This is a genomic window from Alteromonas sp. CyTr2, from assembly GCF_947311905.1.
Classification (GTDB): domain Bacteria; phylum Pseudomonadota; class Gammaproteobacteria; order Enterobacterales; family Alteromonadaceae; genus Alteromonas; species Alteromonas macleodii.
This window is the reverse complement of the sequence record NZ_CAMZMZ010000004.1, coordinates 159,336-186,214: the sequence shown is the minus strand read 5'-3', so window position 1 is coordinate 186,214 and position 26,879 is coordinate 159,336. Positions and strand designations below refer to the sequence as shown.

General features: G+C 45.3%; 27 protein-coding genes. 8 read left to right on the top strand and 19 right to left on the bottom strand.

Annotated features, from left to right (window positions below):
• Positions 1-95: 95 nt before the first annotated feature.
• Both QME20_RS04510 and QME20_RS04505 read right to left on the bottom strand, forming a co-directional pair.
• Complete coding sequence (locus QME20_RS04510) at positions 96-446, bottom strand: hypothetical protein (protein ID WP_281715522.1); 351 nt, start codon at positions 444-446, stop codon at positions 96-98.
• Between the two features lie 127 nt (positions 447-573).
• A complete protein-coding gene (locus tag QME20_RS04505; protein WP_281715521.1) occupies positions 574-993 on the bottom strand; it encodes a hypothetical protein in 420 nt (139 codons plus the stop codon).
• A gap of 240 nt (positions 994-1,233) precedes the next feature.
• Between QME20_RS04505 and QME20_RS04500 the strand changes: the two genes are divergently transcribed.
• Positions 1,234-2,202: an integron integrase gene (locus QME20_RS04500; RefSeq protein ID WP_281715520.1), complete on the top strand. Its 969-nt coding sequence runs from the start codon at positions 1,234-1,236 to the stop codon at positions 2,200-2,202.
• A gap of 81 nt (positions 2,203-2,283) precedes the next feature.
• Here the strand turns inward: QME20_RS04500 and fadA are convergent, their stop codons facing one another.
• Complete coding sequence (gene fadA / locus QME20_RS04495) at positions 2,284-3,447, bottom strand: acetyl-CoA C-acyltransferase FadA (protein ID WP_014948145.1); 1,164 nt, start codon at positions 3,445-3,447, stop codon at positions 2,284-2,286.
• 18 nt (positions 3,448-3,465) lie between these two features.
• Complete coding sequence (gene fadB / locus QME20_RS04490) at positions 3,466-5,616, bottom strand: fatty acid oxidation complex subunit alpha FadB (RefSeq protein WP_281715519.1); 2,151 nt, start codon at positions 5,614-5,616, stop codon at positions 3,466-3,468.
• Between the two features lie 495 nt (positions 5,617-6,111).
• Here fadB and QME20_RS04485 point away from each other — a divergent pair, with 495 nt between their 5' ends.
• From QME20_RS04485 to QME20_RS04475, 3 genes are all read left to right on the top strand, one after another.
• Complete coding sequence (locus QME20_RS04485) at positions 6,112-8,175, top strand: transglycosylase SLT domain-containing protein (RefSeq protein WP_281715518.1); 2,064 nt, start codon at positions 6,112-6,114, stop codon at positions 8,173-8,175.
• Between the two features lie 167 nt (positions 8,176-8,342).
• Positions 8,343-9,674, top strand: coding sequence for a Xaa-Pro dipeptidase (gene pepQ, locus QME20_RS04480; RefSeq protein WP_168463084.1), 1,332 nt, complete (start codon positions 8,343-8,345; stop codon positions 9,672-9,674).
• Positions 9,675-9,844: 170 nt separating this feature from the next.
• Positions 9,845-10,561 carry a divalent cation transporter gene (locus QME20_RS04475; RefSeq protein WP_061439380.1) on the top strand — a complete coding sequence of 239 codons (717 nt, stop codon included), beginning with the start codon at positions 9,845-9,847 and terminating at the stop codon, positions 10,559-10,561.
• A 111-nt stretch (positions 10,562-10,672) separates the two neighbouring features.
• Here QME20_RS04475 and ispB read toward each other — a convergent pair whose 3' ends face one another.
• The gene (gene ispB, locus QME20_RS04470) at positions 10,673-11,647 is read right to left on the bottom strand and encodes an octaprenyl diphosphate synthase (protein ID WP_239218022.1); all 975 of its coding nucleotides are present in this window, start codon (positions 11,645-11,647) and stop codon (positions 10,673-10,675) included.
• 775 nt (positions 11,648-12,422) lie between these two features.
• Between ispB and rplU the strand changes: the two genes are divergently transcribed.
• The 3 genes from rplU to cgtA all read left to right on the top strand — a co-directional run bounded on the left by rplU (position 12,423) and on the right by cgtA (position 14,434).
• The gene (rplU, locus tag QME20_RS04465) at positions 12,423-12,734 is read left to right on the top strand and encodes a 50S ribosomal protein L21 (protein WP_012517169.1); all 312 of its coding nucleotides are present in this window, start codon (positions 12,423-12,425) and stop codon (positions 12,732-12,734) included.
• 15 nt (positions 12,735-12,749) lie between these two features.
• Positions 12,750-13,007, top strand: coding sequence for a 50S ribosomal protein L27 (rpmA, locus tag QME20_RS04460; protein WP_012517170.1), 258 nt, complete (start codon positions 12,750-12,752; stop codon positions 13,005-13,007).
• 260 nt (positions 13,008-13,267) lie between these two features.
• Positions 13,268-14,434: an Obg family GTPase CgtA gene (gene cgtA / locus QME20_RS04455; RefSeq protein ID WP_014948151.1), complete on the top strand. Its 1,167-nt coding sequence runs from the start codon at positions 13,268-13,270 to the stop codon at positions 14,432-14,434.
• 186 nt (positions 14,435-14,620) lie between these two features.
• Here cgtA and QME20_RS04450 read toward each other — a convergent pair whose 3' ends face one another.
• The 4 genes from QME20_RS04450 to QME20_RS04435 form a co-directional block, all read right to left on the bottom strand.
• Positions 14,621-14,908 (bottom strand): S24/S26 family peptidase, encoded by a 288-nt coding sequence (locus QME20_RS04450; RefSeq protein WP_275445321.1) that lies wholly within the window; start codon positions 14,906-14,908, stop codon positions 14,621-14,623.
• Positions 14,909-15,406 (bottom strand): superoxide dismutase, Ni, encoded by a 498-nt coding sequence (sodN, locus tag QME20_RS04445; RefSeq protein WP_239218019.1) that lies wholly within the window; start codon positions 15,404-15,406, stop codon positions 14,909-14,911.
• 13 nt (positions 15,407-15,419) lie between these two features.
• Positions 15,420-15,626, bottom strand: a complete 207-nt coding sequence (locus tag QME20_RS04440; RefSeq protein WP_061094144.1) for a hypothetical protein — start codon at positions 15,624-15,626, stop codon at positions 15,420-15,422.
• A gap of 63 nt (positions 15,627-15,689) precedes the next feature.
• Positions 15,690-16,055, bottom strand: coding sequence for a hypothetical protein (locus tag QME20_RS04435; RefSeq protein ID WP_039224426.1), 366 nt, complete (start codon positions 16,053-16,055; stop codon positions 15,690-15,692).
• Positions 16,056-16,237: 182 nt separating this feature from the next.
• Here QME20_RS04435 and folA point away from each other — a divergent pair, with 182 nt between their 5' ends.
• A complete protein-coding gene (gene folA, locus QME20_RS04430; RefSeq protein WP_281715525.1) occupies positions 16,238-16,735 on the top strand; it encodes a type 3 dihydrofolate reductase in 498 nt (165 codons plus the stop codon).
• A 113-nt stretch (positions 16,736-16,848) separates the two neighbouring features.
• Here folA and rpoS read toward each other — a convergent pair whose 3' ends face one another.
• From rpoS to QME20_RS04380, 10 genes are all read right to left on the bottom strand, one after another.
• Positions 16,849-17,841, bottom strand: a complete 993-nt coding sequence (gene rpoS, locus QME20_RS04425) for an RNA polymerase sigma factor RpoS (RefSeq protein WP_239218093.1) — start codon at positions 17,839-17,841, stop codon at positions 16,849-16,851.
• A gap of 72 nt (positions 17,842-17,913) precedes the next feature.
• Positions 17,914-18,753, bottom strand: a complete 840-nt coding sequence (locus QME20_RS04420) for a peptidoglycan DD-metalloendopeptidase family protein (protein WP_239218017.1) — start codon at positions 18,751-18,753, stop codon at positions 17,914-17,916.
• A gap of 31 nt (positions 18,754-18,784) precedes the next feature.
• Entirely contained in the window at positions 18,785-19,363 is a 579-nt protein-coding gene (locus QME20_RS04415) for a YqaA family protein (protein WP_014948159.1), read from the bottom strand.
• Complete coding sequence (locus QME20_RS04410; RefSeq protein WP_014948160.1) at positions 19,360-19,995, bottom strand: protein-L-isoaspartate(D-aspartate) O-methyltransferase; 636 nt, start codon at positions 19,993-19,995, stop codon at positions 19,360-19,362. Before QME20_RS04410 ends, QME20_RS04415 begins: the two co-directional genes overlap by 4 nt.
• Before the next feature lie 80 nt (positions 19,996-20,075).
• A complete protein-coding gene (gene truD / locus QME20_RS04405) occupies positions 20,076-21,161 on the bottom strand; it encodes a tRNA pseudouridine(13) synthase TruD (protein ID WP_014975597.1) in 1,086 nt (361 codons plus the stop codon).
• A complete protein-coding gene (gene ispF / locus QME20_RS04400; protein ID WP_014948162.1) occupies positions 21,158-21,631 on the bottom strand; it encodes a 2-C-methyl-D-erythritol 2,4-cyclodiphosphate synthase in 474 nt (157 codons plus the stop codon). Before ispF ends, truD begins: the two co-directional genes overlap by 4 nt.
• Complete coding sequence (ispD, locus tag QME20_RS04395) at positions 21,631-22,392, bottom strand: 2-C-methyl-D-erythritol 4-phosphate cytidylyltransferase (protein WP_168533028.1); 762 nt, start codon at positions 22,390-22,392, stop codon at positions 21,631-21,633. Before ispD ends, ispF begins: the two co-directional genes overlap by 1 nt.
• A 5-nt stretch (positions 22,393-22,397) precedes the next feature.
• Positions 22,398-22,688 carry a cell division protein FtsB gene (gene ftsB / locus QME20_RS04390; RefSeq protein ID WP_014948164.1) on the bottom strand — a complete coding sequence of 97 codons (291 nt, stop codon included), beginning with the start codon at positions 22,686-22,688 and terminating at the stop codon, positions 22,398-22,400.
• A 99-nt stretch (positions 22,689-22,787) separates the two neighbouring features.
• On the bottom strand, positions 22,788-24,503 hold the full coding sequence (locus QME20_RS04385) for a TIGR03545 family protein (protein WP_014975600.1): 1,716 nt from the start codon (positions 24,501-24,503) through the stop codon (positions 22,788-22,790).
• A 335-nt stretch (positions 24,504-24,838) separates the two neighbouring features.
• Complete coding sequence (locus QME20_RS04380) at positions 24,839-26,461, bottom strand: methyl-accepting chemotaxis protein (protein WP_168462879.1); 1,623 nt, start codon at positions 26,459-26,461, stop codon at positions 24,839-24,841.
• Positions 26,462-26,879 lie beyond the last annotated feature (418 nt).

Here is a 26,879-nt window from a genome sequence, read left to right as displayed (position 1 = left end):
AAATGAAACGCCCTGTGCGGAGCCGCATGCAGGGTGTTGTGGGGGCTGGAGGCTAGATACCTCCGGCTACCCGATTAGGTGCGATTAAAAACATCCTATGAACCATCGTTGTTAGGGTCGTCCACTAAAGCATCATTTACGCTTTTATGAAGCTCAAAATATCCTTTTTGAGCGTCATATTTAGTACAGTGATCGGTTTGGTAATCGTACTTAATTGCCCTTATTTCATTTAATGCATTACTTAATTTTTGCCGCTGTTCAGTACTAAGACTAGTAACTTCATGGGCTTTAAGTAGTTCACGAATTATAGGTTCGTTTTTATCCCAAATAGAATTGTAACGTATACATTGGGTGTAGCTGTTCGAACTATCAGAGCGATTTGACTCTGTGCATGCAGTTAAAGCGAAAGAGAATGTAACAATTAGTAGCTTAACTATACTTTCCATAGTAATACCGGCATTTCCTTATAGCACCTAACTTTTAAATAAGGGGCGCAGGCATGTGGGGCATAATGGCGAAGCCGCCCCGCATGTATGCGTCCCAGCGACCGAAGGGAGTGCCAACAGCGTTTTGTTAGGCACGTTTTTCCAAGTCCTCTGTAATATTATGGTTTAATTGATAAAGATTGAAAGCGATTGATGCAAAGCTCAAGAACCAAACCACATTGATAGGTAAATCAATTTCCTCTGACTTGAAAAAATGAATGCCCAAACCCACAGCAGAAAGTGTTAAGAGGAATGTTGCTAACAAGAGCGTTAACGGGAAACCTGTCAAATCTATGTAGATACTTGCGTACAACCAAACTATGTAGAGAATTATGAGCCCGCCGATAACTTTACCAAAATAGAGTAGAACTGTTTCTAAAAGTTGAAAGAACGATATTGCTGTGACACTCGAAGCCGTAAAATCGTGAAGAAGCCACGCGCAAACAAGCAAAGGCACAGTCGTATACCAGCTTAGATTTTTTAAGTGATTTAAATCCGCTAAATTCATTTTCCTTCCTTGAAGTGCCTAACAATTTAGTGTGCGGAAAAAATCCTTTATGCAATGTGGATAATTTCCATATATCACATTTATAATTTTATCACTTTCGCACGTAAATACACTTCCATCAATAACCTACACTTAGTATCTGAAAATACTGTACTTAAGTACGGAATCTTTCCTTTTTATTTTACGGACGAGTCAAAAACCGCAATTCTGTATTTATTTACAGTAATTAAAATCAAAAAAATGAAATCAATGTTCATGCAAATGGTGATAGAGCACATGCAAAACCGTCGCTATGCGAAGCGTTCGATTGAACTCTATAGTAAATGGATAATTAGCTTTATTCGCTTCAATAATAATAAGCACCCATCTGAAATGGGAGACAAAGAAGTTGAAGTGTTTCTGTCTCACCTAGTTAACGCTAAAAATGTGGCTCCGGCCACTCAGGCGAGTGCGTTAAATGCATTGGCGTTCTTATATCGCGATATATTAGAGCGCCCACTTTCATGCGAACTCAACTTTGTTTCAAGTCGTAGGCAAGCCAAGCTTCCAGTTGTATTAACGCAGGAAGAGGTCGTTTCTCTTTTTGAGCAAATTCCTGCCAACCTAAAGTTACCAATATCTTTATTGTACGGAAGTGGTTTGCGGCTAATGGAAGCGGTTAGGCTACGAGTTAAAGACATTGATTTTGACTACAACGCTATTCGCATTTGGGATGGGAAAGGCGGTAAGCATCGCATTGTCACTTTGGCCGCGGAACTAAAGCCCGGTCTTACACGGCAAATCGCTATGGTAGAAAACTTCTTGGCGGCTGATTTAGAAAATCCAAAATACGCAGGCGTTTATCTACCTCACCGATTACGTTTGAAATACAAAAACGCGCCCAGAGAGTTAGGCTGGCATTATTTATTTCCTTCTTCTCGATTATCTGTCGATCCTGAAAGCAAAAGAGTGCGACGACATCATATTGATGAATCGAGTATACAAAAAGCAATACGGAACATGGCAAAAACTTGTGACATTAAAAAGAAAGTTACGCCTCATACGCTGCGCCACTCTTTTGCAACGCATTTGCTGCAATCGGGCGCTGATATTAGAACGGTGCAAACACAGTTAGGTCATTCAGACGTAAAGACCACGCAAATTTATACTCACGTGCTTCAGCAAGGTGCGCAGGGGGTGACAAGTCCTTTATCTCGTATTTTGAAGTAATCTGAAAAGTAATTAGAATCAACAAAAAAGGGCCCGAAGGCCCTTTTCAATATTTAGCTTTAAAAGCGCTTATTTAAACGCTTATACACGCTCAAATACAGTAGCAATACCTTGGCCTAAACCAATACACATAGTCGCTAAGCCTAGGCTTACGTCTTGTGATTCCATTAGGTTGATAAGCGTACCCGAGATACGCGAACCAGAACAACCTAGTGGGTGACCAAGTGCAATCGCACCACCGTTAAGGTTAATCTTAGTATCTAGGTGGTCCATCCAACCAAGCTGCTTAATACAAGATAGCGCCTGTGCTGCGAACGCTTCGTTAAACTCAGCAAGTTCAATATCGTCCATAGTAAGGCCAGCGCGCTTAAGCGCTTTTTGTGTTGCTGGCACTGGGCCGTAACCCATAATTGCCGCATCACAACCAGCCACTGCCATCGAGCGAATTTTCGCACGAGGCGTTAGGCCAAGCTCTTTCGCACGGTCTGCTGACATAAGTAGCATTCCTGATGCACCGTCAGACAGCGCAGAAGATGTACCCGCAGTAACAGTACCGTTTACTGGGTCGAACACTGGGCGAAGTGCCGCCATGCTCTCAGCAGTGCTTTCTGGGCGTACTACTTCATCGTAGTCAATTAACTTTAATACGCCGTTTGCGTCGTGACCTTCAACAGGCACAATCTCGTTAGCCCAGCGGCCTTCAAGGTGTGCTTTGTGCGCTAGCTGGTGCGAACGCGCACCGAAGGCGTCTTGTTGCTCACGAGTAATACCGTTTTGACGGCCAAGTAGCTCGGCTGTCATACCCATCATGCCCGACGCTTTTGCCGTGTACTTAGCAAGTCCAGGGTGGAAGTCGATGTTGTAGTTCATCGGTACGTGACCCATGTGCTCAACACCACCAATCATGTAGATGTCACCACGGCCGCTCATGATGCCGCTTGTTGCATCGTGAAGGGCTTGCATTGATGAACCACATAAACGGTTTACCGTTACCGCGCCAGTTGTGCGTGGAATTTGTGTAAGTAGTTGCGCATTACGTGCAACGTTGAAGCCTTGTTCTTTAGTTTGCTGAACACAGCCCCAAATGATGTCTTCAATTTCCGCTGGGTTTACGCCAGGGTTACGCTCTAGTAGCGCAGTCATTAGTGCAGCAGATAGGTCTTCTGCACGCACATTTCTGAAAACACCGTTTTTTGAACGACCCATAGGGGTACGTACGCAATCGATTACGACCACTTCTTTCATTAGTTTTTCCTCCGGGTCTTATGCGAAATAGGATTTACCAGAAGCGGCCATTTCACGAACGCCGTCTGAGATCTGATAAATAGGACCAAGTTCAGCGTACTTGTCTGCCATAGCAACAAAGTTCGCCAAGCCAATGGTTTCAATCCAACGGAAAATACCACCGCGGAATGGAGGGAAACCTAAGCCGTAAAGTAGCGCCATATCTGCTTCAGCTGCGCTATCTACAATGCCTTCTTCTAGGCAGCGAATTGCTTCGTTTGCCATAGGGATCATAAGGCGTGCAATAATGTCGTCAGCTTCAAAGTCTGTCTTCTCAGCTACGTGTGGCGTCATTAGGGCATATGCTTCTTCAGCAGGTGTTTTAGACGGCTTGCCGCGCTTATCAACACCGTAGTTGTAGAAACCTTTACCGTTCTTCTGACCTAAACGCTCTTCTTTGTAGAACAGTGTTACCGGGTCGTTGTCCAGACGAGCCATACGCTCTGGAATGCCCGCTGCCATTACGTCTGCTGCATGATCGCCCGTGTCGATACCTACAACGTCCATTAGGTAAGCAGGGCCCATAGGCCAGCCGAAGATTTTTTCCATTACTTTATCAACCGCTACAAAGTCAGCGCCGTCGATAAGTAGCTTACTGAAGCCCGCAAAGTATGGGAACAATACGCGGTTTACCAAGAACCCTGGGCAGTCGTTAACCACAATTGGGGTTTTGCCCATTTTAAGGGTAGCGGCTACTACCGCATTGATGGTTTCTTCAGAGGTTTTTTCGCCACGAATAATTTCAACAAGCGGCATGCGGTGCACTGGGTTAAAGAAGTGCATACCACAGAAGCGCTCTGGCTTGTCTAGGCTTTCAGCGAGCTGATTGATAGAGATAGTAGAAGTGTTTGAACAGATGATAGCGTCGTCCGCTACGTTGTCCTCTACTTCTTTAAGCACAATACCTTTTACTTTCGGGTTTTCTACAACCGCTTCAATAACAAGGTCTGCATCTTTAAGCGTGCTGTACTCAAGGGTAGGCGTGATAGCGTTAAGTGTTTGCGCCATTTTGGCCGCGTCTACTTTACCGCGCTGCATGCCTTTACCAAGGATCTTCGCTGCTTCTGAAAGGCCAAGGTCTAGTGCACCTTGGTTAATGTCTTTCATGATAACTGGCGTGCCTTTCACAGCGCTCTGGTATGCGATACCGCCGCCCATGATGCCTGCGCCTAGCACAGCGTTAAGCTTAGATTGCTTAGTCGCTGCTTTCGCTTGCTTTTTACCTTTGCTTTTAACTAGCTGGTCGGCTAGGAAAATACCAATTTGCGCTTTCGCAGCGTCTGTTTTCGCTAACGCTACAAAGCCTTCATTTTCAAGCTTAAGTGCACCTTCACGGTCTAGGCCCGCTGCTTTTTGAACAGTCTCAACCATTTTGTGCGGTGCTGGGTAGTGTTTGCCAGCTTGCGCAAATACCATAGCTTGAGCAGTACTGAAGCTCATCATGGCTTCGTTTTTGTTTAGCTGTAGTGGGGCTTTCTTAACCGCACGACGCGCTTGCCAGTCAAATTTACCGTCAGCGGCGTCTTTCACCATTGAAAGCGCACCTTCAACAAGTGCTTCTGGTGCAACAACGGCATCAACTGCGCCTTCAGCAAGGGCTTTCGCGCCTTTTCTGTCGCGGCCAGTGGTCATCCACTCAAGGGCGTTGTCTGAACCAATAAGGCGAGGTAGACGAACCGTACCACCAAAACCAGGCATTAGGCCTAGTTTAACTTCTGGTAAACCAATTGAAGCAGTAGTGTCTGCAATACGCATGTCACACGCCAATGCCATCTCACAGCCGCCACCTAGAGCGAAGCCGTTAACTGCAGCGATGGTAGGGAAAGGTAGGTCTTCGAAGCGGTCGAATACTTGTGATGTATTGGCAACCCACTGTAGTACTTCTGCATCGTCCATGGCGAATAAACCAGTGAACTCGGTGATATCAGCACCCACGATAAATGCAGGTTTTGCACTGCGTACCACTAAGCCTTTAACATCGCCTTTAGCAAGTAGGGCTTGAGTTGCTTCGTCAAGTTCACTCACCGTTTGGCGGTCGAACTTGTTTACTGAACCTTGGGCGTCGAATACCAGCTCAGCAAAGCCGTCTTCTAACAGGCTGACGGAAAGACTTTTGCCTGTGTATATCATTATCATCTCCTTCGGCATTGGCCAGGATGTTAGTGAAGTAATCCAACTAATTTGTAGGGTCGTATGCATTCACTAACGCGTTAGGGTGGCTAGATTCTTTACAAAGCCACACAAAATTTCAACAAAAAATCAAACAAGCGTTTCAATTTGTCTAAGGTAGTGGTCGGATGACTTAAATTCAAGTGTAAATATCGAATTCAAGCTTCATTTCGCCATTGGTGGTTGTATAATGAGCGTTATTGACGCAAAGCGCCAATCCAGCAAAAGAATAATCTACAATCATGTCAACTATGTGTGTAAAGCATAGCTAACGACAGCTGGCACAACATCTTCTTTGGCAAGGAGCCAAGCTGAAATCTTCCCTTCGTTTATCAAACGAACGTAGTGGATCAGTCGCAATGCTGCTTTTTCAGCAACATTTTACAATCAGCTCGATTCGGCAAATTTGCCAGCGCTCATAAGCGTTCGAGTGTAGAGCAGGGTAGGAGTTCTATTGTGTCTGGTTTTTATTTTAGTTCGTGGTTAGGTCAGCGCTCGCTGACAAAAAACAATAAATTGTTCGCCACCGTTGTGGGGGCATTTGTTTGCTCGCTCTCTTCATTTTTCTCTATCGGCGCATGGGCTACACAGCCTTTAACACTACCCGAAGATATTTTCGAAAAGGATCGCGCTCGTTATCTGGAAATTGAAAAAAAGCTGTTAACGTATTCGAAGCGAAGCGTTCAGCGCCTCGATAACGACATTTATGAACTGGCGCATTATCCACTTTATCCTTATCTGCTTAGGCTCAAGCTAGAGCGCACGATGTCAATAAGAACAAAGCGCGAGGTTAAGCAGTTTCTAGAAGATTTCAATGGTCAGCCGGTAAGCTACGGTGTGCGTTATAAATGGCTTAATTACCTTGCTAAGAACGATTATCGCAGCACTTTTTTAGACAATTATCGCCCAGGCATGGGCGCAAGGCTAACCTGTATCGCGCTTACTTACCGTTTAAAAGAAGGTGAAAGCGAACAAGCTATTTTGTCCGAAGTCGACGCTTTATGGCTTCACGGTCAGTCGCAACCGGATGAATGCGATCCGCTTTTTGCTAAGTGGAAAAAAGCTGGCATGATGACACCCGAAATGGTGATCAAGCGCATAGAGATTGCCGCGAAAGAAGATAACCGAAGCATTATCTCTTATCTTAAGCGCCAACTTCCCGGTGATAAGCAATACCTGGCTGACGCGTGGCTATCGGTAACCCGAGACACCAGCCGAGTAAATAGAACGGCGCTCTTTCCACTAAAAAATGCATCGCATGAAGCTGAGGTAATCGTATGGGCGGTCGAGAAACTTGCTTGGCGAAACCCTGACTTAGCCGGCACGGTATTTAACCGCTACAACGACAAAAACGTGTTCTCGACAGCGCAGCAGCACGTTATGCGAAGAGCAATAGCGCTTAGCTACACGCTAGACCGCCTTCCTCAAGCGCATCATTGGCTTGAACTTGCTGATGTGCAGGGTGCCAGTGAAGATGTAAAGCTTTGGCATATTTCCCATTTGCTTCGCACGAAAAAGTGGCAGGAAGTGGTTAATGTTATTGATAGCGCTCCTGCCAGTTTGCAGCAAGAAGAAAACTATCGCTATTGGAAAGCCCGTGCTTTAGAAGCGCTTGGTCAAACTATGCAGGCTACGGTGCTTTATAAAGAGCTTTCTCAAGAACGCCATTATTATGGCTTTATGGCAAGTGCGCACATAGGCGAAATTCCGTCGCTCGCACACACGCCAGCGCCAAGAGACACGGCAGCTATTGCCAGTGTGGCGAAAACCCCTGCCACCATGCGCTCTGTTGAATTTTTCAGGTTAGACAGAACCACAGAAGCGCGCCGTGAGTGGTTTTATTTACTGTCACATTTACCCGAATCGAAAGTGACCGATGCGGGCATTTTGGCGTATGAGTGGGGCTTGTACGATCAAGCTATTACCAGTTTTGCGCGAAGTGGCTATTGGGATGATGTCGAGCGCCGATTCCCACTGGCCTTTAACGATGTATTCAGCGAAAAGTCGCAGGCATACAGCATTTCAAAGTCGCTGGCTATGGCTATTGCACGCCGCGAAAGTTCGTTTAGAAGCGATGCTATCTCTTCGGTGGGAGCGGCAGGACTCATGCAGCTTATGCCGGGAACAGCGCGTTATGTAGCAAAAGAGAAAGTAAGTCGTAACACACTTTTTCAGGTAGACGATAACGTTGAATACGGCGTGCAGTACCTGCGTTATTTAATGGACAAGTTAAACAATAACCCTGTGCTGGTGTCCGCATCTTATAACGCTGGTTGGCGCAAAGTGTTGGAATGGTTACCTGTTAATGAAGCGCTGCCCGTGGATATTTGGATTGAGAATATTCCCTACAAAGAAACCCGTGCTTACGTGAAGGCGGTGATGGCGTATCAGCATATTTACGACCAGCAGTTAGGTGGAAACGAGAATATCTTCCCTCAACTTACCCGCGATATGATCCCATCGGCAGATGCAGTAAGTACACATCCGGTAACAGGTACACTTCAACTAGCACCGCGATAGCTATCAAAGGTTAGGCGTATACGGGTACGCCTTTCATTACGTTATTATTTTACCAGTATGGGAAACTTAACGTATACAACAGCACAGCGGTCTGAGCCAGTATGCATGTCATGCTGGCCTCGTGATACACTAGTAGCTAACTAACGACTAAAAAGATAAGAGGGGCTATGTCGCAACATAAAGCAACCTACCAACAGCATATCGAAGAGCTTCAAGCTAGAACTCGCGAAGCATTACAGCGAGAAGGGCTAGACGGACTAGTTATTCACTCAGGGCAGGGCAAACGTCTTTTCCTGGACGATAATCACTACCCATTTAAGGTAAACCCGCAGTTCAAAGCATGGGTGCCTGTTATTGATAACCCTAACTGTTGGCTGGTGGTAAACGGTGTAGACAAGCCTACGCTTATTTTCTATCGCCCTGAAGATTTCTGGCACAAAGTGCCACCAGAGCCAAATGACTTTTGGACTGACAGCTTCGACATTAAACTACTTCAACAGGCCGATGCAGTAGAGAAATTTCTGCCTTACGATAAAAGCCGTTTTGCCTATGTAGGCGAATATATTGAAGTGGCAAAAGCGTTGGGTTTTGACAATGTAAATCCAGACCGCGTGTTGCATTATTTGCACTATCAACGTGCTTATAAAACCGACTATGAACTTGACTGCATGCGTGAAGCTAACAAGCTGGCGGTGGCAGGTCATAAGGCCGCTGAGCAAGCCTTCCGTGAAGGCAAAAGCGAGTTTGATATCAATCTTGCTTATGCTGCAGCAAGCCGACAAGGTGACAACGACGTACCATATACCAGTATTGTGGCACTTAACGAGCATGCTTCAATTCTGCATTACATGCAGTGTGATACCGTAGCGCCAAAAGAATCACGTTCTTTTCTGATTGATGCGGGTGCGAATTATCATGGCTATGCGGCAGATATTACACGTACTTACGCTCAAGAAGATGTTCATAATTCAGCGATGTTCCGCGACCTCATTCAAGCGGTAGATAAGGTAACGCTGACCTTAGTCGATTCGTTAAAGCCGGGTGTAGCCTACACAGACATTCACTTGTTAGCCCACGATGGTATTGCGCAAATTCTTCACGATACCGGCATGGTGAACCTAACGCCGCCAGAAATCGTGGAAATGGGTATTACACGCACGTTCTTCCCACATGGCATTGGCCATTTCTTGGGGCTGCAGGTACACGATGTGGGCGGATTGGTTAATGATGACAGAGGCACGCCTAAGCCTGCTCCTGATGATCACCCGTTCTTACGCTGCACGCGTATGGTAGAAGCGCGTCAAGTGTTCACTATTGAGCCGGGCCTGTACTTCATCGATAGTCTACTGCGCGACCTTAAAGCGACGCCTGCGTCTAAGTACATTAACTGGGATACCATTGATGCATACAAACCTTTTGGTGGCATTCGCATTGAAGACAACATTATTGTGCATCGCGATAAGAACGAGAACATGACCCGAGATTTGGACTTAAATTAATCGACTTTTTGTGTATAGCCAACACAACCCATCGTTATAAATGCAAAGAGCAGCCTTAAGCTGCTCTTTTTCGTTACGCGTGTAGAAAAGGATTTATTTGTAAACTAATGGTGCTGTGTGCAGTAATCAATAAATAGACAAGCACAGACAACAGCTAGAAAGGAGTCTTTATGGCACAAGGCGATATAGTAGGTTTATTAATAATGGCAACGGTGGCGGGTCTTGCTATGCCCGCAGGCGCTATTTTAGCGACTTACCAAGGCATTCAGCCTAAGTGGCTAGAAAAAGAATTACGCCATGGTATTTTAGCGTTAGGAGCAGGAGCGCTAATTTCGGCGGTGGGTCTTGTACTTGTACCTGAAGGCATAAAAGACGTATCGGTATTTGCGGCCATAATGTGCTTCGTAGGCGGTGCTTTAGCTTTTATGGCCCTTGATATTTACTTGGCGAAAAAGAAAACCGCAGGCAGCCAGTTAGCCGCCATGCTCAGTGATTTTGTGCCCGAGTCTATCGCACTTGGTACTACGGCAGCGTTAGGCGGAGGTACCATGTTATTAGGCCTACTGATTGCAGTTCAAAACTTACCAGAAGGGTTTAATGCATATAGGGAAATGTTGCCAAAGAACAAGCAGCGCAGCACCAAACTCATTATTATCTTTGTATTAATGGCGCTACTTGGCCCCTTGTTTAGCTTGTTAGGCTTTTATTATCTAGCGCAGTTCCCCGTTGTAATGAGCGGTATAATGCTGTTTGCCGCAGGTGGAATACTTTATTCGGTGTTTCAGGATATTGCACCGCAAATTCGTATGGAAAACCATTGGCTTCCTCCGCTTGGCGGTATTCTTGGTTTTTTAGTGGGGATGATAGGTTTCATGCTCGAAGGCTAGCTTTTTAATAATTAGCTAGTTTTCGTAATTGGTAATTGCCAATAAAAAAGGCGTGTTGCTTACAACACGCCTTTTCATATCACTTATCGACAATTAGTTATCTATTGCTAGTTAGCTCGTACGCTCAATTGAAATATGTGCCAGCGCGATTAACGCCTCTTTATATTCAGAATCTTCAATAGCGTTTAAGCTGTTAATAGCCATGTGTGCTTCTTTTTGTGCACATTCACGTGTGTAGTCCAAAGCGCCGGTTTCTTCCATAATGCCTTGAATCCGCGTCAAGTGTGGTAGGCCATTGCTTTGTTCAATAGCTTCTTGAATAAGCGCTTTGTCGTCGTCATTTTTTGCGTGCCACATAGCGTAAAGTAATGGCAGAGTAGGCTTACCTTCAGCTAAATCGTCGCCCGCATTCTTGCCCATTTCTTCGCTGTCAGCCATGTAGTCAAGTATATCGTCAGCTAGCTGAAAGGCTGTGCCTAGGTGCTTACCGTATTCTTGCATAGCGTGTTCAATGTGCTCATTTTGGTCGGTCAGTACAGCCGCTAACTGCGTAGCAGCTTCAAACAAACGCGCCGTTTTACCGTAAATAACATCAAAGTAACGTGCTTCTGTGGTGCTGGGATCGTTACAGTTCATCAGCTGTAACACTTCACCTTCAGCAATTTGGTTTGTGGCTTCAGACAGTATCTCCATAACACGCATGCGTTTAAGGCTCACCATCATTTGGAAAGAACGGGTGTAAAGAAAGTCACCCACTAATACTGATGCCTGATTGCCAAAAATGGCATTGGCCGTTTCCCGCCCTCTGCGCATGGTCGATTCGTCAACCACATCGTCGTGCAATAGGGTAGCGGTATGAATAAATTCAACAATCGCCGCAAGGGTATGGTGATCGTTGTTGTCTATTCCCATAGCCCGCGCACTTAACACGGTAAGAAGTGGGCGTAATCGCTTGCCGCCACTGTTTACAATGTAAAAACCAAGCTGATTAATTAGGGCAACATCAGAGTCGACTTGTTGTTGAATCAGCTGGTTGACCGCCTGCATATCATCATTAGACAGGGCGCGGATTTGATCTATATCCATAGGCATGGCAATAAATACTTACTCTTACGTCTTGGGCAATTATAGGTGGCGATTGTACCTTAATCATCTGTACTATCCACCAAATTGTCTTAAAAAATGACGGCTTAACGCATTTACGTGTAATTCCTCAGATACGGTTAAACCAGATGTGAAAAAGGTGGGGCTGCATTCTTCATATAAATTCTGTTCCGTGTTTAGCGGTTTGCCGCATGTACGCCCCCTTAATCATGCGATCACATGCAATTATAGGTGCTCTCGATAATTTTTCCTGTTAAGTCGCTATTTTTTGACGTTTGTATGAAGAAAACGAAGTGTTTAAGAGCAACTTTTTTTGTGATTTAGGGGAGTAGCATTGCCCCAAGTCACAGATACAAAGTGGCGAAGTAGTAATCGTAAAAACGATCCTATTCGTGGGATCCAACAGCTCGATCGCAGTCTGATCGCAATGCATATTTGAGGACCGTTTGCCGATCTCGCTCACGTGATCTTGCGCTGTTTGGATCGCATTTCTATGTAATTTGACCTATCAATATTTCCATTTTGATTTAATACGACCTAAAAATTTTTACTGTTTTTTCAAAAAAATTTGTGAATTTTTAACGGTTTTTGGGCATTTGAAGCTGCATCAAATACGCAATTGGGGCATAATTCGCCCCATGTTGGAAAAATAATCTATTTTTCTGCGAATCGGGGTTGTGATTTACGGATGTTTCACGTACAATTCGCGCCCTGTTTTTTGAATTGAAGCGTCAGTGGACGCAGAGCGGAGTTAACTATGTACGCGGTTTTCCAAAGTGGCGGTAAACAACACCGTGTGGCCGAAGGCCAAACCGTTCGTCTTGAAAAAATCGAAGTAGCCCCAGGCGAAACGGTTGAATTTGACAAAGTTTTAATGGTAAGCAACGGTGACGACGTAAAAATCGGCACACCAATCGTTGCTGGTGGTAAGGTGACTGCTGAGGTTGTTACACACGGTCGTGGCGATAAAGTAAAAATCGTTAAGTTCCGTCGTCGTAAGCACTCTCGTAAGCAAGCGGGTCACCGTCAGTGGTTCACAGAAGTGAAAATCACTGGTATCAACGCATAATAGGAGCACGAACACATGGCACACAAAAAAGCTGGTGGTAGTACCAAAAACGGTCGTGATTCAGAAAGTAAACGCCTAGGTGTTAAGCGCTTTGGTGGTGAATCTGTTCTTGCTGGTAACATCATTGTTCGTCAACGTGGTACTCGTTTCCACGCTGGTGACAACATGGGTATCGGTAAAGACCACACGTTGTTTGCACTAAAAGACGGTAAAGTTCAGTTCGACGTTAAAGGACCGAAGAACCGTAAATTTGTAAGCATCGTAGCTGAGTAAGCGCGTAAGCTTCTCGCCGAACAGGCTTAGAAAAACCCCGCGCTTGCGGGGTTTTTTGTTTTGTGAAACCTTTCTTCCTTTTTCTGTTCTTAATTAATAGCGATTATATTCTGAAAATGAATTAGCGCTGAGCAAGGTTTTACTTCTCAATTTTTTAGGATGCTGAGTAGACTCAAAAGCGCCGATGCGCAATTTGGTGTAAACTTAGTATTCGCATTAAATAAGTTAATAACCCACGGCATTACAGCCCGGAGTGATAAATGAAATTTGTAGATGAAGCTGAAATTCGCGTTGAAGCCGGTGACGGCGGCAACGGTACAATTGGCTTTAGAAGGGAAAAATACGTACCTAAAGGTGGCCCAGACGGTGGCGACGGTGGTGACGGCGGCAGTGTATTTTTACAGGCCGATGAAAACCTAAATACATTGATCGATTATCGCTTTGAGCGCTTTCACCGTGCTGAGCGTGGCCAAAATGGTCAAGGCGGCAACTGTATCGGTAAGAAAGGTAAAGACCTCACCGTAATGGTGCCTGTGGGCACGCGTGCTACTGATAGCGATACTGGCGAAGTGTTAGGCGACTTAACCCGTCATGGTCAAAAGCTTAAAGTGGCACAAGGTGGTTTTCACGGCTTAGGTAATGCCCGTTTTAAAAGCAGTACAAACCGTGCCCCACGTCAAAAAACCAATGGTACACCAGGTGAAATTCGCAACCTTAAGCTAGAGCTTATGCTTCTAGCCGATGTTGGCTTACTTGGTATGCCTAACGCAGGTAAATCAACCTTTATCCGCTCTGTATCAGCAGCTAAGCCTAAAGTGGCTGATTATCCGTTTACAACCCTTGTGCCTAACTTAGGGGTGGTTCGTCAAGATTCACAGCGAAGCTTCGTTGTTGCGGATATTCCTGGTTTGATAGAAGGTGCTGCCGATGGTGCTGGCCTAGGTATACGCTTCTTAAAACACTTAGAGCGCTGTCGTATCTTGCTTCACGTGGTAGATATTTTCCCTGTTGATGAAACGGATCCTGCCGAGCACGCAAAAGCGATCATTGAAGAGCTTGAAAAATACAGCCCTAAATTGGCAGAAAAGCCCCGTTGGTTAGTATTTAATAAAGTTGATTTACTACTTGAAGAAGAAGCTGAAGAACGCTGTCAGCACGTGATCGATGCGTTGGGTTGGGAAGGCCCAGTTTATCAAATCTCTGCGTTCCAAAAGATGAACCTAGATCCTTTGTGTAACGACATTATGGACTTCATTGAAACTCTTCCAGCTGAACTGGAAGAGGAAGAAGAGAAGAAAGAAGTAGAATTCAAGTGGGACACTTACCACAAGAATACACTTGAAGCTCATGATGAGTTTGAAGATGACCTAGATGACGACGACTGGGACGAAGACGATTACGACGTGGAAGTTGAGTATCGTCGCTGAGAAACAGTCGTTGAGAAACAGTCGTTGAGAAACAGTCGCTGAGTGACAGTCAATTTCGAAAAAATTACTGATAACCAGTGCTATAAAGCAAATTAGAACACCAAAAAGCTCGCATCGTTGCAAAGACAACGTGCGAGCTTTTTTGTAAGTAACGCGGTTAGGCTAATGCACCCTCATGGTGCTGGCTTACTCACTGGTATGATAGATAACCTTTCCCAGCAATTGAGCGCGAGTAAACTTACCCATGGCCTCTTGGCTTACAGAGTGGGCCTTGTTATCGCCCATTAAGGTAAACGTTCCGTCGGTGTTAACTTGGTCTACCCTTTTGATAATTACGCCGTAAGTGCTGCTTTTTACAACCACGATTTGCCCACTACGCAGCCACCTAAAAGGCCATCTCATTGCACAGACAAAATCACCGTCGTTTAGGGAAGGCAACATGCTGCTCCCCGTAACCCGCAGAATTTTGAACATTTAGAGGTCGGGATAAACCACTTCTTCAGAAGGTGGATAGGGGCACGTCGCTTTTTTGGTTGCGACATCCTTGGTTGCCCAGAAACGCTCGGCAAATTCATTCACTAACGAAAGCAGCTCTTCAGCTTTTTCTCTGCTGACGTGTTGCTTACACCCGGAACCGGCCAGCATGATTTTATGTACAAGCTCGTTAGTGTCTGGAAACTTCTCAAACTGAGGGGCTTTAAAGTAATCGCCCCATATTACCCTGACTTCTTGCTTTGCTTTCTCTGCATGGGTTTCCTTTTCTGCTACTAAGCGGCTCATTTGCGCTTGATCTGCAAACGTAAGTGTCTCTTTTTCGGCCAGTTCGTTAAGTAGGTCTACGAAGCGAATAACACTCAACGCAGCCAACTGCGCCGAAAACGGATCGTAAATTTTGCAAGGAATGTCGCAATGTGCGCTAGCCGCAGAGAAGGGGCTAACGGCATGGATTTTTGAGAGTAATTGATGAATCATAATTCGTACCCCCTTACTTTGCTGAGCGCTTTTTAGCGTTGAAGTATTTGTAAGCCGCAAAGCCACACGCAGCTGCACAGCCTACAAGCGACGCGTAAAACAGAGCATGCATAACACCGCTAGTCCAGTGTTCATGATCGTGTCCTGCATGAGCGAATGCGCCTGAACTAAATACAGCTGTACAAATGGTAAAAGCCGAGCGTTTAAGATTAACTTTCATATATTCTCCTAAAGCGTTAGTAAAAGTAAGGTGAAGTAGTTAGGCGCATAAGTATCGGTGCAACTACACGGCGAAGCGCAGTGGTACATTGCTGTTCACGATGTTGTTCGAGGCGCTGATGACAGTATGAGCTCTGTCGACAATGGCGTTTCGGTGGTGAGGCAGTTTCAGATGAAAGTATGTCTCTTCAAGCAAGCTTGTTAAGCCCATAATCTTAGCTGTCATTGCGCTGTTTTCCCCACCGTCTACCTCAAGCAGAATAACGGCGATATCAAACGCACAGCCAAGGTATGGAATTGCTTCACTGAACTGACCGCTTTGCATAAGCATTGTGCCTTGCATTTCATCGCGCGCCATTACGTGTAGGGCCTGTTCTGGGTTGTTGTAAACCCAATCTGCGTGTTTAGGGCATAGATAGTTTATTTGCATTGTCGCGACCTCCTGTATACACACTAGAACAGTTAAAATAATAATGCAAATGATAACTGTTTCTATTTGTTGGGTGTTAAAGCTATACCCTTTGAGCCAATACACATTTGGTCGCTGATATTGATATACTGCCGCGGTTCAACAACAAAAACGGCTTTATAGGTAATGAAATGAAGATAGCGATGATTGCTGCTATGGCGAAAAACAGAATTATAGGCGCAGATAATGATATGCCGTGGCACTTACCGGCTGATTTAAAACACTTTAAAGCGATCACCTTAGGCAAAGCCGTCATAATGGGCCGCAAAACCTATGAGTCAATCGGAAGGGCATTACCTGGCAGGCCAAACATTGTTATAACGAGTAATGCTGACTACAGCTTATCTGACGCGACGGTAGTAGATTCGCCAGAGTCAGCGATTGAGGTAGCCAAAGCGCTAAGCGCAGAGAACAGCGACAATGATGAAATAATGATTATCGGTGGCGGTACTATTTACCAAACGTTCTTAGATAGCGCTGACACTTTGTATCTCACACATATTGATTTGACTGTTGACGGAGATACACAGTTCCCAGACTATGAGGCGCCAGCAAGTTGGACGGAAGTATCACGTGATGAACATGACGCCGATGAGAAAAATCCTCACCCTTACACATTCGTTACTCTCGTTCGAAACTAACGGAGAGATTGGAACTAGGTCCAATTTAAAATAAAAAAATGCCAGTGTTGTGAAACTCAAAAATTGAGAGCTTCACAACACTGGCATTTTTATTTTTGCGTTGCGCGCAGATGCTACTTCATTTGGTCGAACAGGTTCTCTAATGAAAGACCCTGATGACCCAACATATCGCGAAGACGGCGAAGTGCTTCTACTTGAATTTGACGAACACGTTCACGTGTTAAGCCAATTTCAGCACCCACATCCTCAAGTGTTGAAGGTTCATGTCCCATAAGACCGAAACGACGAGCGAGTACTTCGCGTTGCTTAGGGTTTAGTTCTTCAAGCCAGGTTACAATATTACTTTTGATATCTGAGTCTTGTAAGCTCTCTTCAGGGCTAAACTCTTTCTCGTCAGCAATAATGTCGAGGAGTGCTTTATCATTTTCTCCACCAATAGGTGTATCGACAGAGGTAATGCGTTCGTTTAAACGCAACATCTTAGTGACATCTTCCACAGGCTTATCAAGCGCTAGTGCAATTTCTTCTGCAGTCGGCTCATGATCAAGCTTTTGTGAAAGTTCACGAGAAGCACGTAAATAAACGTTTAATTCTTTCACCACATGAATAGGCAAACGAATGGTGCGCGTTTGGTTCATGATAGCGCGTTCGATGGTTTGGCGAATCCACCATGTGGCGTATGTTGAAAAGCGGAATCCACGTTCAGGATCAAACTTCTCTACGGCACGAATTAGTCCTAAATTGCCTTCTTCGATTAAATCTAGAAGTGCCAACCCACGGTTGTTATAACGGCGAGCAATCTTAACAACAAGGCGAAGGTTGCTTACAATCATACGTTTACGAGAGGCTTCGCAGCCTTTCAGTGAGCGGCGCGCAAAATAAACTTCTTCTTCTGCGGTTAGCAGTGGTGAAAAACCAATCTCTCCTAGATAAAGCTGTGTGGCATCCAAGGTTTTAGGTTGGTCATCCTGACTGAAAATGGTGTCGCCATTTTCTAGTTCAGCGTCGTTAACTAAGGTTTCGTCAGCTTTCATATCAGCTGGCATATCGATGACTTCTAAGTCATCTTGCGGTTTTGATTCTAAGGCTTTATTTGACTTACCCATCATGAATCTCCTGCTACAAGGTTTACCTTATGACGTTTCTCCTTTGTCTTTTTTTATTGTTATTTATTTTTATTATTTTAATGCTGGCAGGTATTTCATAGGGTCTAATGATTTCCCTCTATACCTAACTTCAAAGTGAAGTTTTACCGAATTTGTTCCGCTGTCACCCATGGTTGCAATTTGCTGCCCTGCCGACACCCATTCTCGTTCTTTGACTAAAATGGCATCGTTGTAGGCATAGGCACTAAGAAAGGTATCTGTATGCTTAATGATAACCAGATTACCGTAACCTCTTAGTGCGCTACCTGAGTAAACAACTTTTCCATCTGCTGCCGCTACGACTTTACTGCCTTTAGCACCAGCGATATCAATACCTTTGTTGCCTGACTCTGACTTACTGAAGGTTCCAACTATTTTACCTTCTGCAGGCCACACCCACTCTTGTACTTTGTCTGGGAAACTCGTCGGTGTTTGTTTTTTGACGCTTCGTGACGGCTTCTTGACAGTTGTAACATTTTGTGGCTTAACAACTTTTTCACTTTTACGATACGCCTGTGGTTTTGGCCGGTCAACCAAACTTTTGTCTACATTTGATGTGGTCGGAGCTGTTGACTGATTGGTCTTGGACTTAGGTATAACGGGGGCTGTTGCCACATTCGAAGGTGGTGTGACCTTTAAAACTTGACCAGGGAAAATGGTGTAAGGGGCTGATAATTGGTTGTATTTTGCTAAGTCGCGATAGTCATTTCCCGTGTACCATGCCACCGCATAGAGGGTGTCTCCACGTTGAACTTTATAGGTTTTTTTTGTGTATTCTTCTCTTCCATCTGAAACTTGGCTATTTAATAAAACGACGGGAGCGGGTGCACTTCTTCCTGCACAGCCCCCGATGAGTACACAAATATATAACAAAATTCCTATGTGAAGGTGGGGCCTACGCATGTCATCGCAATAGTAAATAAGCGAATATTGCGAGGATGACTACTCCCCATCCAAGCACTTCTACATACTGCCTTAGCTTTTGCTCCATGGCTGCGCCCCCCCAGCGCATAAGTGCTGCGACCAAAAAGAAGCGTGCGCCTCGACCAACAGCTGATGCCAGTACAAATGGCAAGAAGGCCATTTGTAAGAAGCCAGCACTCACAGTGAAAATTTTATAAGGGATAGGTGAGAAACCAGCAAGAAAAACTACCCATACGCCGTAGTCTTTAAACCACTGCATTGCCGTGTCTATTTTGTGGGTATACCCCCAGCTCTCGATAAGCGGAGCCAGCCAAGCATCGAAAGCAAAGTAACCAAGCCAATAGCCAGCAATACCGCCCAAAATCGACGCGATGGTCGTAATAAAAGCGAACTGCCATGCTCTAGCAGGCTGGGACAGTGCCATTGGCGCAAGCATAACATCAGGTGGAATAGGGAAGAAAACCGACTCTGAGAAGCTTAACCCGCCCAAATATTTGGTAGCGTGACGATGTCTCGCCCAGCGTAACGCCATGTCATAACATGGCTCAAAAAGCTTCACATTAGCTCTCCTGCTACAAGGGGAACAAATCGGACCGATTCAATGGTCGATGTTTTTAGTTCACCTTCAATCCTATCAATACACAGTAACGATTGTTGCTCGTTACCTACGGGAATAATCAACCGCCCGCCTTCTTTAAGCTGATCGCACAAATCCTGTGGAAGACTTGCAGCGGCGGCGGTGACAATAATGGCATCGTAAGGGCCCTTGGACGCCCAACCTTTCCAACCATCGCCGTGTTTCATTGCAATATTGTGAAGGTCGAGCTGATTCATTCGACGTTTCGCTTGGAACTGTAATGATTTAATACGTTCAACACTGAATACTTTGGCAAAAAGCTGCGCAAGAATAGCGGTCTGATAACCTGAACCCGTGCCTATTTCTAACACTTTCTCGGGTTTATTAGGGCTATCTAGCAGCAACTCTGTCATTTTCGCAACAATATAAGGCTGCGAAATGGTTTGGCCTTGACCTATTGGCAATGCCGTATTTTGATAGGCCTTATGTTTCAGCGCGTCGGGTAAAAAGCTTTCCCGCGGCGTACCAGCAATGGCGTTCAATACTGCTTGCGAACGTATTCCCTCGTTATAAAGCAGTTGTGCTAACGCGTCTCCTTTTCTAGAAGCTCTCATGATGTTGCGTACTTTCCTTTATTCTTATCCACAGCCACGCGAGGTTTAGTCTGTTGCGCGCCACGCTTTCTCAATACTCTTTACACCCTGTTAATTGGGGACAAGGTTTCCACGCACTCTCTAAGGACTGAGGTTGCAAAGCAGCCACTTGGAAGCGCAAACGAGATAGTAAATGTATCACCCTTACTCTGCCATTCAAGCTGTGAAGGCCAAATTTTTATCGCACGACGCTCTTGTTCGAACCCGCACTGGCTTAAAAAGTCGATAACTTCACTATTTTGCTCTGCAACAGATTGCTCAAGTGCTAGTGTGTCAGCTTGCGTAACAAGTTCACCTTTACCCCACAGCGGTGCTGAAGGGCATACGTCTTTGGCATTAAAACGACGTTGTGCGTCTTGCTGCTGCTCAGAGCCGTCGGAACCTTCGTTGATGAAAAAGCTGTTAGAACCTGAAAGCACCAGCGCATCGCCGTGAGTGACCTTGTCGAACATGTCTTTTTCTAAGCGTGCAGAAAGCATTTCATTAAATAGCCAGCTGCGCAGTGCAGAAAGCGCCATGGAACGTTTGTTGCGGTGTCTGATGGTTTCACCGTTTACCATTCGCTCGGCCATTACCAGGTTTCCACCGCGTTGCACTTCACCCATGTCATTTAAGCGCATTACGCCAAAGCGTTGTTCGCCGTAATAGTTCGGCACACCGTGCTTTTCAATTTCTTGAAGACGCTCTTCAATGGCCTCAGGATGCAGTACCTGGCGCAAGGTAATCGTAAAGTGATTGCCTTTAAGCTGACCCGTTCGCAACTTTTTATTGTGACGCATTTGCTTAAGCACTTTAACGCCTTCCAGTTCAAAGTTGCTGAAGTCGAAGTCAGGCTTACCCGGCGCGTGAATACCAAACCACTGTTGCGTTACCGCGTATTTGTCTTTGCGACCAGCATAGGTAATTTGGCGTAATGGAAGGTTAACGAAACGGGCTAGCTGCTCAGCGACAAACGCGGTATTGGTGTTGGTTTTTTCAATAAATACAAACTGGTGCTCGCCTTCACCACAAGGGGTATAACCCAAATCCTCGACAACTTGAAAATCGTCGGCTTGGAATTTAAAAATACCGGTGGATACAGGTTTTGCGAAATAGTACTGCCAGTGGTCAGTGTGTAAAGGCTTCATAATTTTTCCAGTAGAACAACGGCGTGAGAGGCAATACCTTCTTTACGGCCTGTATAGCCTAGCTTTTCAGTGGTCGTTGCTTTTACGTTGATGTCGTCAAGCGATACGTTGCAGTCTTGGGCAATAATCTCACGCATAGCAGTAATGTGCGGCGCCATTTTAGGTGCTTGCGCCACAATGGTCATATCTGCATTACTTAAGCGGTAACCTTTCTCCCTTACTACATTGACAACGTGACGCAGTAGCACGCGGCTGTCTGCACCCGCGTATGCGTCGTCTGTGTCAGGGAAGTGCTTGCCAATATCACCGAGTGCTGCTGCACCTAGCATTGCATCACACAGTGCGTGTAGTAATACATCGCCATCTGAGTGAGCTAACAGTCCTTGCTCATAGTCGATACTGACGCCACCTATTGTGATGGGGCCTTCACCGCCAAACTTGTGTACATCAAATCCGTGTCCAATTCGCATTATGATTGTGCCTTTTGATTTTTTGCGCTGTGGCTTTGAACTCTGTAGTTTTTAGCGTTCTGGCCTTGCGCGCTTAATTTTTGCTTAAGATAAAATTCTGCCAAAGGAAGATCGGCCGGATGCGTTATTTTTATATTTGCCGGACTTCCGCTTACCATGGCAACTTTGTAGCCTTCAAGCTCCATGGCAGAGGCTTCGTCTGTGATATTCGCGTCTTGTGATAAACCATTTTGAAGCGCGCGTCTTAGCAATGTTGCTGGAAAAAGTTGAGGTGTTAAAGCGTGCCAAAGACCGTCTCGGTCTTCAGTGTGAGAAATAACATTTGTCGAAGGTCTGACCCGCTTCATGGTGTCACGAACAGGGGTAGCTAGAATACCGCCAGAAACGTCATCACTGCTCATTAATTCGAGCAGCGCGGAAATATCGCTCTCTTCTATACAAGGCCTCGCGGCATCGTGAACCAGTGCCCAATCGTTCTCGCCAAGTGACATAAGCCCGTTCAATACACTATCAGCGCGTTCCTTTCCGCCATCTACAACGCGAATGGGTTTTTCACGTAACCGATATTGATCAAAATACGCGTCACCTGGGCTTATCGCTACGATCACGTCGTCGATTAACGGGTGCTGTAGCAGCGCGTCAATCGTGTGTTCAAGAATGGTTTTACCATTTAAGGTGAGGTATTGCTTTGGGCGGTCAGCCTGCATTCGGCTGCCAACTCCGGCTGCGGGGATAACCGCAACAACGCGGGGCGATGTCATTTTCTTCACTTAGAATCTGCGGGCAAAATACGGTAGAAGGTTTCTCCCTTTTTAATCAGACCGAGTTCATTTCGGGCTCTTTCTTCAATGGCTTCTAGACCAATTTTTAAATCGCTAATATCAGCTTTAAGTAGGGCATTGCGCTGAGCGAGGTTGGCATTTTGAAGGGCTTGAGAGTGAACTTCTTGTTTTCGGTTGAAGTAATCGGGAATACTATTTTTTCCAAACCATAGCCTGTATTGCAATAGACCAAGCAGTACTATCAATACAATGGGAAGCCATTTACCTTGCAACACAGATTCACCTGACAATGTGGTTAAGCGGAAAAAAAGCAGAGGCTCTTCGCCTCTGCTGTGTCTTATTATGCCGCGAAGCAGCGTCGAGTCAAAGGCGCATTATTCACCTTGGCCCAATTTTCCTTTCAATTTATCAAACAGCTTACTTTTTTGCTGCTCAACAACGTTGTTAAGTTGAGCTTGAAGCAGCTCCTGAAGGGCGGCACTGTCGCCTTGGGCTGCACTAAGCATACTGTTTACGTCAACAAGCTCGCCTGATAGCAATGATTGTTCGTTACTTATCATGCTGTTGAGTTTGTTGTTTAATTCATCCAGCTTGTCTTTTTGGCTGGCAGTAAGCTGTGAAAGCGCCGCTTTAGCCAGCTTATTATCCAGATCAGACTTAATGTTAAAGCCAGGGTCTGAAAGCGTGCCGTCTAGCAGCATCGTCATGTTTAGGCTGGTTAACGTTTGCAGTGCCTGCGCAATAGCACTGGTGATATCACTGGTGCCAGTTGCTTCCATAACGAGCTGCTGAAGGTCAACTTCGCCCGTACCGGTAAGCATGTTATCAGTGACTTTCATCGATCCATTGGTTTTCATCAGCGCTGATTTAAGCACCGCATTTAGTGTTTCATTACCGCTAAATGAAATGTTAGACATATTTACGCCGGCTAGCTGCCAGACTTGGCTGGCATCAACACCGTCGCCGTCAATCCAGAATTCACCGCTGGAAGTAAACGACTTTAGTAACTCGCCCGCTGCTTCAATAGTAAAGGTGGTGGGGTTACCGAATACTTCGTGAACATTTGTAATGTTGTTCCATTTGCTGGTGATAGATTCATTTTGCCAAAGCACTGATACATTGGCTTCTTTCACCAAAATCGACGGCACTTCAGTCGGTGCTTCACTTTTTTCTTCACCTTGAATGAGCGGCATAACAATTTGCATTGCTGACATAAGGTACTCAGTGTATTCCGCCGCTTTGTCGCCAAACACAAAGTAAGTGACTTGAGAAAGTGCCGCTTGGTCACCTGCAATTACCCCTTTCAGCAACGCGTAATCTTCTTGTGGCGCTTTCTTAAGTGCTTCAACACTTTCACTAAGGGCTTGTTTGGCATCGCTCGCTTTTTCCGTGAAATTGCTAATAAGCGCGCGGTCTGCCTGCATTTCTTCTTTCAACTTATCAAAAGAAGACTTTGCCTGTACCAAGGCTTGAGGGTCTTTGTAGTTCGTTTCTTTAAGCTGGGCTACCTGCGTTTTGTAGTACTCAATGCGCGACTTATCAGGTAAAGATTCATAGTCGTCTTTCAAACCTTTTCCATAGGTTTCGTAGGCAGACTTTGCATTTTCAATGGCAGCAGTGGTTTTTAGTGGATTGCGGGCGAGAAGTTCGTCAACCGTAGGCACGGCTTCTTTGGCTTTTGCTTTAATTTCGTCAAATGACAGTGAACGTTCTGGAACGCGATACACTTCACCTTCAGACTCGCGCTGTGTATCGAACTGCACTTTCAGTAAATCAAGGTTGTTTACGATAACTTGATCATCTAACAGTGGCTTTAGCTCAACGTCTGCGTGAGCTTCGCCTACAAAAACTTGGTTGTGAGTAGGTTTTGTGGGGTTGGTGAGTGCAATACCTTTCAGCGTGACGGTTGTTGGAAAAAGAGAGTGGTCGAACTCGTCGATATTCACTTCTGCTCCATAGGATTCGCCCAGCTTCGACTCAAGAATAGATTTAATGATGGTATTGGCGAACAGGAAATACACCAAAAATAGCAACACGAAAAAACCGACAACCCATAATAAAATAGGCTTACCCTTTGAACCACTGCTCATATTCAACTCCTTGATTTTTTGCGCGTCTGGCTTTTATTGCGCATAAGTCACTACTTCGGTGGCTAGTATATCGCTCAATAAAAAGTAATCGACCAACCGCCACTTATGGTGTCTCTGAGTGTAATGCACTCAGGTCTTTTCTTCCATACGCAGAAGGTAGGTGTATTGATTAAACTATGTGAGCTTTTAAACAACTTGACGTAAGAGAAGCAAAATGTGGCAAAGTATACTTTTTTAAAAGAAAATTATCGGGAGCTTTGGAGTAGTAGTAAAGGGAGCCTGCTTCTCAATGCTTTGCAGCAAAGCGCAGCAGGCTCGTTGAAATGTAAAATGCTTTAAAGCTTAAAGCGGTTCGCAATGTCCATTATTGCTAAACAGCTTGCGCGTAACGCTTGGCTCGCAGCTGCTAATTCATCTGCCGTTCTCAAGCTACTATCAGCAGCACCTGACAGTGCATTGATGCGCATATTCGCTTCGGTAGCGGCTTCCGCTTGCTGCTCGGTAGCCCGCGCTATTTCACTACTCATATCTGCAATTTCAGTCATTAAGCGATCAGCTTCTTGCAGATTTTGATTCGCCTGTATAGCGTTGTCTACCGTTTTGGTTGACGCTGACTGGCTTACTTTTACTGCATCTACTGCGCTTTTGGCATTACTTTGCAGCTCTTCTATCATCGCTTGGATTTCATCGGTACTTTGTCCGGTTCGACTTGCCAGTGTACGCACTTCATCAGCTACGACGGCGAAACCTCGTCCTTGCTCGCCAGCTCGCGCTGCTTCTATAGCAGCGTTAAGCGCCAGTAAGTTAGTTTGTTCGGCAATGCCGCGAATCACATCAAGTACAGCACCAATGCTTTCAGTCTGCGCAGCAAGTTCGGTAACAGCGCTACTTACGCTTTCAATATCAGAGGTAAGAGAGCGTATATCGTTTACGGTACTATCCACAACCGAGGCGCCGTTTTGCACGTTACCCCGCGCGCTGCTGGTACTTTTTTCTGCAGAATCTGCGTTATTGCTAACCTCATTTATCTGCGTTGTCATCTCTTCCATGGCAGCGGCAACTTGAAGCATATTTTCATTTTGCGTCTGTGCCTGAGCGTTACTATTTTTACTTGATGTTTCTACAAGTTCTGCTTGCTGGGTCAGTGAATTAATATTCTCACGGATCCCCAACAGCGAATGGCGCATTTTTTTGGTATATTCATTAAAGTAGCGTGCTAAACGCGTTACTTCATCTTGGCCAGTTTCAGGCAACGAGCGGGTGAGATCACCTTCTCCTTGTGAGATATCCTTCATTCGCTCACTTACTTCTTGAACCGGTTTCACTATGCTGCCGCCAATAACATAAACAAGCACCACAACTAGCACTATGCTAACCAGACAAAACACCGTAATCACATTGCGAAGATGAGCAAATTCTTTTTCAAGATTGGTAAGGTAGATACCAGAGCCCACTGTCCACCCCCACGGCTTGAACTCTTTAACGTAGGAAATTTTGTCAGTAGGTGACTCTTCACCGGGAAGCGGCCAGACATAATCGACAAACCCTTCACCTTTCGATTTCACTTTTTGCGCCAACTCTATAAAGAAGGCTTTGCCGTTCCCGTCTTTAAAGGTTCGTAAATCTTGACCGTCAAGGGCGGGCTTGATGGGGTGCATAACCATAGATGGCGTTTGGTCTTGGATCCAAAAGTAGTTGCTGCCGTCGTATCGTAGCGCTTTGACGGCCTCTAACGCCTGTTGCTTAGCGGTTGCCTCGTCTACGTCGGTACGCGCCGCGAAGCTACTGAGCATGGTATGAACCACCTCGACCAGGTGCTGATTTTCATCATAAGACTTTTGCTTTAATGCTTCGTAGTGCCTGTTTAAAACAACGGCAGTAAGAAGTACAAATAACAGCGTAATTAGGGCAACGATAATGCCCAAACGTTGAATTAAACTGAATTTTCTTAACCACATCGGCAAATACCTATCTATTTGTATTTTTGTTTTTTTAAAGTGTAGACGGTTTTTTATTAACCGCTTTTTATTACGATTAAAAATACACCATATATAGACGAGCTTTACTACGACTTTAGAAGCAAATCGCTCACCGCTTTTGTACTAAAAAATAATGCGGTATCAACAGGCTAAAAAATGTCATCTAACGCACTGAATACGTAGCTTGACAGAGAATCAAAAAAACTTTGCTGGTAGGGGCTTGGCAGGGCGATTTTGTGTGCTACCATCCGCGCAAATTTGGCACTGTCGTGATCTTCATCCAAAAGTATAAAGTTAAAAGAAGAACGACAGGTCAACGCAGGGTTTCGACTTTGCTTGTTTTTTAGCCGCTTCCATGTAACCGTGAGCAGTCTTACACGGCGGGAACGCTTTTTGT